Origin of the sequence: Rhodoferax sp. U11-2br (genome assembly GCF_018619435.1) — a bacterium.
In the GTDB taxonomy this organism is placed as follows: Bacteria; Pseudomonadota; Gammaproteobacteria; order Burkholderiales; family Burkholderiaceae_C; genus Rhodoferax.
On sequence record NZ_JAHFZF010000040.1, the window covers coordinates 22742 to 33327 of the forward strand.

General features: G+C 60.5%; 9 protein-coding genes. 3 read left to right on the forward strand and 6 right to left on the reverse strand.

Annotated features, from left to right (window positions below; all coding sequences use genetic code 11):
- From efeB to KKO72_RS18915, 6 genes are all read right to left on the reverse strand, one after another.
- On the reverse strand, positions 1-1260 hold the full coding sequence (gene efeB, locus KKO72_RS18890) for an iron uptake transporter deferrochelatase/peroxidase subunit (RefSeq protein WP_371736908.1): 1260 nt from the start codon (positions 1258-1260) through the stop codon (positions 1-3).
- A 14-nt stretch (positions 1261-1274) separates the two neighbouring features.
- Positions 1275-2456, reverse strand: coding sequence for an iron uptake system protein EfeO (gene efeO, locus KKO72_RS18895; RefSeq protein ID WP_214942741.1), 1182 nt, complete (start codon positions 2454-2456; stop codon positions 1275-1277).
- A gap of 37 nt (positions 2457-2493) precedes the next feature.
- Positions 2494-3321 (reverse strand): iron uptake transporter permease EfeU, encoded by an 828-nt coding sequence (gene efeU, locus KKO72_RS18900; RefSeq protein WP_214942745.1) that lies wholly within the window; start codon positions 3319-3321, stop codon positions 2494-2496.
- Positions 3322-3726: 405 nt separating this feature from the next.
- Positions 3727-4515: a BPSS1780 family membrane protein gene (locus KKO72_RS18905; protein ID WP_214942748.1), complete on the reverse strand. Its 789-nt coding sequence runs from the start codon at positions 4513-4515 to the stop codon at positions 3727-3729.
- Entirely contained in the window at positions 4512-5507 is a 996-nt protein-coding gene (locus KKO72_RS18910) for a homoserine kinase (protein WP_214942751.1), read from the reverse strand. The genes KKO72_RS18905 and KKO72_RS18910 overlap by 4 nt, the downstream gene beginning before the upstream one ends.
- A 3-nt stretch (positions 5508-5510) precedes the next feature.
- Positions 5511-5837 carry a hypothetical protein gene (locus KKO72_RS18915; RefSeq protein ID WP_214942754.1) on the reverse strand — a complete coding sequence of 109 codons (327 nt, stop codon included), beginning with the start codon at positions 5835-5837 and terminating at the stop codon, positions 5511-5513.
- Positions 5838-5890: 53 nt separating this feature from the next.
- Between KKO72_RS18915 and polA the strand changes: the two genes are divergently transcribed.
- The 3 genes from polA to KKO72_RS18930 form a co-directional block, all read left to right on the forward strand.
- The gene (polA, locus tag KKO72_RS18920) at positions 5891-8707 is read left to right on the forward strand and encodes a DNA polymerase I (RefSeq protein WP_214942757.1); all 2817 of its coding nucleotides are present in this window, start codon (positions 5891-5893) and stop codon (positions 8705-8707) included.
- A gap of 26 nt (positions 8708-8733) precedes the next feature.
- Positions 8734-9405 carry a hypothetical protein gene (locus KKO72_RS18925; RefSeq protein ID WP_214942760.1) on the forward strand — a complete coding sequence of 224 codons (672 nt, stop codon included), beginning with the start codon at positions 8734-8736 and terminating at the stop codon, positions 9403-9405.
- Between the two features lie 131 nt (positions 9406-9536).
- On the forward strand, positions 9537-10586 hold a 1050-nt coding region (locus KKO72_RS18930), incomplete at its 3' end, for an MCP four helix bundle domain-containing protein (RefSeq protein WP_214942765.1).

Genomic DNA, 10586 nt, shown 5'->3' on the forward strand with positions numbered 1-10586 from the left:
TCAGGCCAGCAGTCCGGCGCCCAGGTAGCTGCCGGGTGCCACGCCGGGCAGCGCAAAGAAGTAGCCGCCGCCGGTGGGTTTGATGTACTCCTCCAGCAGTTCGCCATTGAGGCGGGTTTGCACGTTGATGAAACCGGCTTGCAGGTTGGCCTGGTAACAGATGAAGAGCAAGCCCATGTCCATCTGACCAGAGGCGGTCAGGCCCCGGTCGTAGTTGAAGCCACGGCGCAGGATGCGGTGTTTTTGCATGGCCATGGTGCGCGGGTTGGCCAGGCGGATGTGGGCGTCCAGCGGCACCTGGGAGGTTTCCGGGTGTTGGCCGTAGTCGGCTTCTTCGTGCTCATGGTGTTGGCCAATCAGCGCGCCGCTGGCCTTTTTGCGGCCAATGATGTCTTCCTGCTCTTTGAGCGGGGTTCGGTCCCAGCGCTCGACCAGGTTGCGGATGATGCGCACCGCCTGGTAGCTGCCGTCGGTGGCCCAGTCCACGTCCTGGTGCTGTGGGTTGACCCAAACCATCTCGTTCATCAGCGGCTCGTCGTAGATGTCGAGGTTGCTGCTGCCGTCTTTGAAGCCGAGCAGGTTGCGCGCGGTGTGAAAACCAAAGCGGTTCGGCACCTGGCTGGGTGGCAAAAAGCCGTCCAGCTTCCAGCGTGGCGCCATCAGTTTGGGCGTGTGTTTGACGATGTCGCGCAGGGCGTGTAAGTTGGTCTCGGCGGTGTTGGCGCAAAACTGCAGCAGCAGGTCGCCGTGGCACTCTGCCGGGTTGAGCTGGTCGTTGGAAAACGCGGTCATGCGCTCCAGATGGATCGGCTTTTTGTTGCGCAGACCAAAACGTTCGTCAAACAGGCTGGCACCCACCGACAGGGTGACGGTCAGGTTGTCGGGCTGGATCTGCGGGCCGAGGATGCCGCTGTCTAGCGGTGGCAGGCGTTGATCAACTTCTGGCGCCGGGCCACCTTGGGTGAGAAAGGCGAAGCGTTCGCTGAGCCGCTTGAACAAGGCGGTGAGTTCATCCTTGTTTTTGCTCAGCACGTCAAACGCCACCACCATGCCTGCGGCGGGCTGCTCGGTGGTGATGCCAGCCTGGTGGTGGCCGTAAAAAGGCTGGGTTTGTTGCGCTGGGTCGATGTACTTCCAGGCGGCAGCACCCAGTGCCGCCGTGCCCGCCACCCCAGCGCCCAGGCCTAACAGAAATTGCCTGCGCGTTGCGCCGGGTGGCGCAACGTGGGCAGCGTTATCAATGCTTGTCGAGGGATTCACGCTGCGGCAGTTCCTCAGTCCAGACCCAGGGTGCCACGCAGTTTGGACAGGTCTTCTGCCAAGGTGGTGATCGGGCCCTTCATGGCGGTCTTGTCGGCCTCGGTCAGTTGGCCATAGTCTTTGAAGCCTTTGCCGGTGTTGTACTTGGCCAGCAGGGCGTCAACCTCTTTGAAGTTGTCATCCACACGTGCCAGCAGAGGCGCATCGCGTTTGCTGAGCACCGGGCGCAGCAGGTCAACGATCTTCTTGGCGCCTTCCACATTGGCGTTGAAGTCCCACAGGTCGGTGTGGCTGTATCGGTCTTCTTCGCCGCTGATCTTGGTGGCGGCTACTTCTTCAATCAGTTCTGCCGCGCCGCCCACCAGCTTTTTGGGGGCCAGCACCAGCACGCCGACACGTTCCTTGAGCGTTTGAATGTCTTTGAGCAGCTGGTCGGCAAACGTATCCAGGCCTTTGGCGCTCTTCTTCTCAAAGAGGGCGTATTCCAGGCGGTGGAACCCGGTGAAGGTTGGGTCGTTTTCTTTCTTCTCAAAGTCGTCAGCGCGGGCGTCGATGGACTTGTCGAGGTCGCTGAACAATTCGGCGATGGGTTCAATACGTTCGTAGTGTTGGCGTGTGACGGGGTACAGCGCCTGCGCTTCCTTGAGTTTGCCCGCCTTGATGGCTGCGACAAACTTCTCGGTGCTGGTAACCAGTCCGGCGACCTCGTCATTGACGTATTGTTTGTAGCCTTCCATGGGTGTGACCAGTTCTGCCACCGACGGAACGCTGGTGTCGACCGCGTCGCCAGCGGTGACGGTCAGCTTGCCTTTGGGGTTGGTCAGCAGGCCGCAGGTGATCTCGTACTCACCTTGTTCCAGCGTGGCGGTGAGGTTTTGGGTGAAGCCAGGCGCGATGTTTTCACGCTCCTCGACCACCATCACACCTTTGAGGATTTCCCACTCCAGCGCTTGCTGGCTTTGGTTCAGGATCTTGAAGGTGCGCTTGCCAGATGGCACGGTCAGGCTCTCAGGTGTGCAACCCTTGTCGGTGACGGTCACCTGGATGGGGGCATCTGCGGCTGCAGGCGCAGGTGCCGATGCGGCCGCTGACGCTGCCGGGGCTGGCGTCTCGGTGCGCTGGCACGCGGCCAGGGCTGCGACCAATGCCAAAAGGGGAAAGGTTTTGTATGCCTTGCGGGCGTAGGAAGTCGACATGGGTTCTCCTAAAAAATCAAGAAAAAAGGGGGAGGCGTCAGCTGGCCTGCTGGACCGCCTTGTGGGGTGTGCCTGACAAAAACCACAGCAGTGCGGGCACGATGAACAGGCACCAGGCCAGCACTTCACCGACGGCCGGTGCGTCCTGGTAACCAAACAGCGCCCCAAGCAGCACCCCCAGCACACTGTGGGTGGGCAACACCTGGGTCAGGTCGTAGGCGGTGGTTTGCAGGTGGTTCCACAGGCCGGCCTCGTGGAAGGCTTTCACTGCACTGCTGAGCAAACCGGCGGCCACAAACAAAATGAAGATGCCGGTCCATTTGAAGAAGCGGCGCATGTTCAGGCGCAAGCTGCCTTTGTAGATCAGTGCGCCCATGGCCACCGAAGCCACCAGCCCCAGCACCGCACCGATGGGGGCGTAGATACCCACGTCCTGCTGGAATGCCGCCAGCAAAAAGAAGACCGACTCCAGCCCCTCGCGGGCCACCGCGAAAAACACCAGGCTCACAATGCCCAGCGCCTGGCGCTGTTGTCGTTGCAGCGCCGAGTCGATGGCCTCATGCAGGTTGCCTTTGATGGATTGGGCCGAGGACTTCATCCAGAACACCATCGAGGCCAGCATGGCCGCCGCAACCAGCGCCACCACGGCCTCAAACAGCTCCTGCTGCTTTTGCGGAAACTCACTTTGGATGTGGTTCATGTACAAGCCCAGCGCCAGGCACAAACCGGCTGCAACGATGGCACCCAGCCACACAGCTGGCAGCCAACGGCTTTGTCCACTTTGTTTCAGGTAACTGGCCACAATGGCCACGATGAGCGCCGCCTCCAGTCCTTCGCGAAACATGATCAGAAAGGGAATCAACATAAAAACAAGCGGCGGGTTGATGGCAATCCTGCAGTGTAAATGAGAATCTGTGTCATTTATGACAATGCAGTAAAGAGGATTCACCAAGCTTGTGGCCACCAGCGGCGACCCCGTGATGGGCTTGTATTGCGTTGAGACGCATCGGTGTTGACCAGATTTCCCGCTGATGGGGAACACGGCCAGAGTGGTGATAGCTTCAAATCGCTCCTTATTCTGGAGCTATCATCCCTTATGGCAAAAGGGCTTGTGGCCAATTCAGGGTTTATGCACGCTGAAGCTGCGTGTCTTGGGCGCAACTGCGACGCCGGCAGGCCTGAGGTCTGCGCGTCAAGCTTGGGTCTTGGGCATGAAAAAACCGACTGGATTCTTGCGAATGTCAGTCGGTTGTGATGTTGAGCCAGCCGCTCACTCGGTGGTGACAGGCGCCTCGGTTGGTGCCTCAAAACTGTCCCGGTAGGTGAAGAACAGCGAGGTGAAAAACATCGCAGCCACCAGCAGCAGGCCGGGGAACAACAGCACATTGGCCAGGCCGGGGCTGTTGAAGAGGTTGGCGCTGGTGATCAGCAGCATCACCACCCCGACCATCACCGCCATCCACAGCAGCGCAAACACCGTCAGTGCCCAGAAGTTGCGCAGACAGGCGACGATGCTGAAAAACATGGCTTTGAAAGCGGGCAAACCCTGCCAGTACACCAGCGCCGGGGCATGCCAGAACAGCAGGGACAGCGGCAGGTGTAGCCCGATGAAGGTCCACATGGCGGCCTGAAACGTCCCGCTGCCCATCATCTCGGCTGTGGGGGCCTGTCCACCCAGGTACATGCGCGCAAAACCGCCGCCGTCCACCAGGTAAGAGGCGCCAATGGCGCACAAGAAGCCGCCCGCGTAGATGGCGCCCAGGGCCAGCATGGCGCGCAATTTGACGGGCCCGGCGCGAAAACCGCTGAGCAAAATCAGTGGCATCGGGAACTTGCCCAAGGTGGCTTCACGGGTGGCGGTCATCAGCCCCAGCGTTATCGCGGGCAGCAGGGTCATGGCCAACGGCAGGCCAATCAGCGGCACCATGGTGGCCACCGACATCAGGGCCAGGAACATGAAAAACAGCCCGGCCAGCGCCAACGGCTGTTTAAAAAAGGTGCGCATACCCAGCTTGACCCAGGCGGCACCCTGGCGGGCGGGGACCAGTTGCAGCTTCATGCCTGGCCCGCCAGTTGTTCAAACGTCATGTTGTGGTTGCATCGTGCTTGTAACACCCGCTCAAAATGGCTCGGGTCGTGGGCCTGTAACAGGCTGGCAGCGCGCGGCAGGTAAAAGTCCCACAGGCGCGACACCCAGAAACGCAGGGCACCGGCGCGCAACATCGCGGGCAGCAGCTCGCGCTCGGCCGCCTGCAAGGGGCGCACGGCGCTGTAGGCTGCTATCAAGGCTTGAGCGCGCGGGGCATGGTGGACGCCGGTTGGCAGATCAACACACCAGTCATTGAGGCATACCGCCAGGTCAAACACCCAGGTGTCGATGCCCGCAAAGTAGAAGTCGAAAAAGCCGCTGAGCTGTGGCTGGCCACCCACCGTGTCAAACATCACGTTGTCGCGGAACAGGTCGGCGTGGATCGGCCCGCGTGGCAGCGCGGCGTAACTGGCGCTGGCCGCCACGCTGTTCTGGTAGGCCAGTTCAGACTGCAACAGGTTTTGCTGATTGCCCTGGATGTAGGGCAGCACCACCGGCACCACCTCGTTCCACCAGGCCAGGCCGCGCAGGTTGGGCTGGGTCAGCGCAAAGTCAGACCCGGCCAGATGCAGGCGCGCCAGCGTGGCGCCGACCTGGGCGCAGTGGGCCTCGGTCGGGGCCAGTTCACTTTTGCCGTGTAATTTGTCCACCACCGCTGCGGGTTTGCCTTTGACATCAAACACCAGCTCACCCTGTGCATTGGCATGGGGCTCGGGCACCAGGATGCCACGCTGCGCCAGGTGTTTCATCAGCCTCAGGTAAAACGGCAGTTGCTCAAAACTCAGGCGCTCAAACAGCGTGAGCACATAGTCGTGCACCTGGCCCGCGCGTTCGGTGGATGCGAAATAGTTGGTGTTTTCAATGCCGCCGGAGCAGGCTTTCAGGCTGCTGAGTTCTCCCAGGCCCAGTGAATGCAGCAGTTCGCGTGCCTCGTGTTCAGAGACTTCCGTGTAAACCGCCATGCTTTAAAACCCCAGTACTTTCCAGGTGCGCTCGCCGCTCTTGGGCTCTACCTGGTAGGCGGGCATGCCGTTTTTGGGCTGCACGTCAATGCTCTTGGTCTCGCTGCCGATGCGCACCTCGTCGATGCGGGTGGCGGTGTCTTCCACCACGATGTGCTGGGTGGTCTGCTCGGTGGGCTCCTTGACCACAGCGGGCGCCGGGCTGGGCTGGGGTGTGGACGGGCTGGCCGCCGTCTGGGCCTGGCTCGGGCTGCCAAGCAGCAGGAACAGGGGCAGAGCGCAGGCCAGGGCGCGGGCAGAAAACAGGCGGAAGGAGGGTGTTGCGTGCATCATTTGATTGTAGTTGTGCTGCTATACCCCGGTGTCACAGGCAAAATGCCGCCATGAACACTGCTCCCCCTCAAACTTTGCTGCTGGTCGACGGCTCCAGCTACATCTATCGTGCTTTTTTTGCAGGCGGGGAGGCCATGAGCGTGACCCTGCCCGACGGCAGCGTCCAGAAAACCGGGGCGATCCGCATCATGATCAACATGTTGCAAAGCCTGCGCAAGGAGGTGCCCGCCGCCTACGCCGCCTGCATTTTTGACGCCAAAGGCCCCACTTTCCGTGATGAGTTGTACCCGCAGTACAAGGCCAACCGTTCCCCCATGCCCGACGACCTGCGCAGCCAGATCGAGCCGATCCACGAGGTGGTGCGCTTGATGGGCTGGAAGGTGCTGGCGGTGCCCGGTGTCGAGGCCGATGACGTGATTGGCACGCTGGCCGCTACCGCCTCCGCCCAGGGCATGGAGGTCATCGTCAGCAGTGGTGACAAGGACCTGGCGCAACTGGTCAACGAACACATCACCATCATCGACACCATGAACGGCCGGCGCCGTGATGTGGCCGGAGTCACTGCCGAGTTTGGTGTGCCGCCCCATCTGATGCGCGACTACCAGACCCTGGTGGGGGACACCGTGGACAACGTGCCCGGTGTGCCCAAGGTTGGTCCCAAAACCGCCGCCAAATGGCTCAATGAATATGGTTCGCTGGACGCTATTGTGGCCAACGCCGACAGCATCAAAGGCGCGGTGGGTGAGAACCTGAAGAAGTCTCTGGACTGGTTGCCCACCGGGCGCCAGCTTGTCACGATCAAGACCGACTGTGACCTGAACGGCTGGCTGCCGGGGCTGCCCGCTATGGATGAAATAGCTACAGGCTCAATGGATACGAGGGCTCTGGCTGTTTTTTATGAAAAATTCGGCTTCAAAGGCTTGGCCCGGTCCTTGGCCACCAGCGAGGAGGCCCCGGCTCAGTCGGGCGCCGCTGTTGAGGCTGGCCCGGCCACCAAACCGGGGCGCGAGCGGGACCTGTTTGACGAGCCCGACTTTGAGACCACCCCCGAGGTGAAGACCAGCAGCCTGCGTTATGACACCATCCTCACCTGGGAGGCTTTTGACGCCTGGCTGGCCAAATTGCAGGTCGCAGAGCTGGTCGCCATCGACACTGAGACCACTTCGCTCGACGAGATGCGGGCGCGTATTGTGGGTATCAGCCTCAGCATCACCCCGGGTGAGGTGGCTTACATCCCGCTGGCCCATGTCTACCCGGACGCCCCAGCCCAGCTGCCGCTCGACGAGGTGCTGGCCAAAATGAAACCCTGGCTTGAAGATACCAGCCGGGCCAAGCTGGGCCAGCACATCAAATATGACCGCCATGTGTTTGCCAACCATGGCATCGAGGTGCAGGGTTACGCACACGACACCATGCTGCAAAGTTATGTGCTCGAAGTCCACAAGCCGCACGGCCTGAGCAGTCTGGCCGAACGCCATCTGGGCCGTCAGGGCATCAGTTTTGAAGACCTGTGTGGCAAAGGCGCCAACCAGATCTGTTTTGACCAGGTGGACGTGGCCAAAGCGGCCGAGTACGCGTGTGAAGATGCCGACATGACGCTGGAAGTGCATCAGGTGTTGTGGCCGCAGTTGGCGCGCGACGACAAACTGCGTTTTATCTACGAGCTGGAGATCAAAAGCAGCGAGGCGCTTTACCGCATTGAGCGCAATGGGGTGTTGATCGACGCGCCCACGCTGGCGGCACAGAGCCACGAGCTGGGTCAGCGCATTGTGCAGTTGGAAGCCGAGGCCTATGAGATTGCAGGCCAGCCCTTCAACTTGTCCAGCCCCAAGCAGTTGGGCGAAATTTTCTTTGACAAGCTGGGCATGCCGGTGGTGAAAAAGACCGCGACCGGCGCGCGCAGCACCGACGAAGAGGTGCTCGAAAAACTGGCCGAAGACTACCCGCTGCCCGCCAAGCTGCTGGAGCACCGGGGTCTGGCCAAACTCAAGGGCACCTACACCGACAAGCTGGCCCAACTAGCGCTGCCCAGCGATGGCCGGGTGCACACCCATTACGCACAGGCGGTGGCGGTCACCGGTCGCTTGAGCAGCAACGACCCGAACCTGCAGAACATCCCGATCCGCACCCCTGAGGGCCGTCGTGTGCGTGAGGCCTTTGTGGCGCCACCCGGCAGTCAAATCGCCAGCGCCGACTACAGCCAAATCGAGTTGCGCATCATGGCCCACCTGAGTGGTGACGCGGCGCTGTTGTTGGCTTTTCGTGACGGCATGGATGTGCACCGCGCCACCGCTGCGGAGATTTTCAGCATCGACACCGCGCAGGTCAGCAGTGAACAACGCCGTTATGCCAAGGTGATCAACTTCGGCCTGATCTACGGCATGAGCGCCTACGGCCTGGCCAAAGCCCTGAGCATTGACAACACGGCGGCCAAGAACTACATCGCGCGTTATTTTGAGCGTTATCCTGGTGTCAAGAACTACATGGAGCACACCCGCGAACTGGCCAAGCGGCAGGGGTATGTGGAAACCGTGTTTGGCCGCAGGCTGCAGCTCTCAGGGATTCAAACCGCCAAGGGCGCCTTGCTGGCAGGTCTGGAGCGCGCCGCCATCAACGCGCCGATGCAGGGCACCGCAGCGGACCTGATCAAACTCAGCATGGTCAAGGTGCAAGAGGTCATTGACGCACAGAAACTTAGCACCAAGATGATCATGCAGGTGCATGATGAACTGGTGTTTGAGGTGCCAGAGGGCGAGGTCGACTGGGTGCGCCACGAAGTGCCCAAACTCATGGCCGGTGTGGCGCAGCTCAAGGTGCCGCTGCTGGCCGAGGTCGGAGTCGGGCTGAATTGGGACAAGGCGCATTGACATGGTGAAGCTAGGAATCTGACCTCATGGAACCGATAACAATCTTTGTGATGGCTGCGGGTGTGCTGAGCACCTTGATGGTGTACGTGGCCATGAAGGTGAGCCATTTTGGTGAAAACAAGGTGCTCAGTGATGAGTTGCTGAAGGTCAAGACCGATGCCGAGAACAGCAAGAAGAAGCTGGCGGGCTACACCCAGTATGCAGAGCATCTGGATGCCGCACGCCAGACCGCCGCAGACCGACTCAAGGCTTCACCTGTGCGTGTGCTGCGTGAGTACAGCCATGTGGCGGCGTTGTCCAAGTCCAAGCACAACCTGAAATCTGAGGCCACCGTCATTGTCAAATACGCGGTGGAGTTCTCTGTGGGTTTGGACACCGGCCCCAATGGCCTGGTGGTGGCACCCGCATCGAACGGGGTCACGGTGACCCTCAAACCCCCCAGCCCAGTGGGTGACCCCAAGATCACCACAATGTCGCACCAGGTGATCAGTGCCAATGAGCTGCCCGATCGCCAAATGGCGCTGGCCGACATCCAGTCGCAGTTTCTCCTGCTAGCCTACGGCCACGGCAAATCCGTGTGCAACGAAGAGGCGGTGCGTGCCTTGTGCTCCTTAAAAGCTGAAGCTGCCCTGCGTGACGCGCTGGGCCAGCAGCCCGGTGTGCGCCACCTGCCGGCTATTTTTTGCAGCTACAAATAAAGAAAACACGATTGCGCCAACTTGTTGGCAGCTTGCGCGCTGGTTCGCCAGCCCCCACAATGTACAAACGGATTGAATGATGGCTTGATCGGCCCCATTTTTTTTAAACGTACTTTGACACGGGGGACACTATGGGTGCCTTTTTGAACAACATGCCGGTGGGTAAACGCCTGGCAACAGCTTTTGCGCTGGTCTTGACACTGTCGGTGGTCATCATCCTGGTCAGCTTGTCGCGGCTCAATGCGGTGGCTGAGGCCACCCAACAAATGGTTGCCAACCCGGTCAAGACCGAACGTATCGTGGGTGACTGGTACCGCAACATCCACACCGGCATCCGCCGAACCTCGGCCATCGCCCACAGCAGCGACCCGACGATGGCGGAGTTTTTTGCCGAAGACCAGACGCAGTCCACCAAAAAGTCCACCGAGTACCAAAAAGCGCTGGAAGAATTGATGGACACCGACAAGGAAAAGGCCCTGTACGCAGCCATCGGTGAACAGCGCAAGATCTACATCGCGGTGCGGGATGAGGTGGTGAAGCTCAAAAAAGAAGGCCAAGCCGAAGAGTCCAAGAAGCTGATGGAGGACAAGTTCATCCCGGCCGGCAAAATCTACCAGGCCAAGATGGAGGAAATGCTGGCCTTGCAGCGCCAGGAGATTGATGAGCTAGGCCAGGCCATCCAAGACAATTACATCGCCAGCCGCAACCTGATGGTTGCGCTGGAGCTGATCAGTGTGCTGCTCAGCATCAGCGTGGTCTGGTTGCTGTCGGGCAGCATCACGCGGCCTTTGTCGCAAGCCAACACCATAGCCCGTCAGGTGGCCGGTGGCGACCTCAGTACACGCATCGACAGCCAGCGCAGTGATGAGCTGGGGCAGTTGCTGGGCAGCTTGCGTGACATGCAGTCCAGCCTAGTGAAGGTGGTCACCAATGTGCGCCAGGGCTCAGAGTCGGTTTCCACCGCCAGCTCCGAGATCGCCCAAGGCAACCACGACCTCTCCAGCCGCACCGAATCCCAAGCCAGTGCGCTACAGGAAACCGCTGCCTCCATGGAAGAACTCTCATCCACCGTCAGACAAAACGCCGACAACGCCCGCCAGGCCAACCAACTGGCCCAAAACGCCAGCTCTGTGGCCATCAAGGGCGGCGAAGTGGTCGCCCAGGTGGTCGACACCATGAAA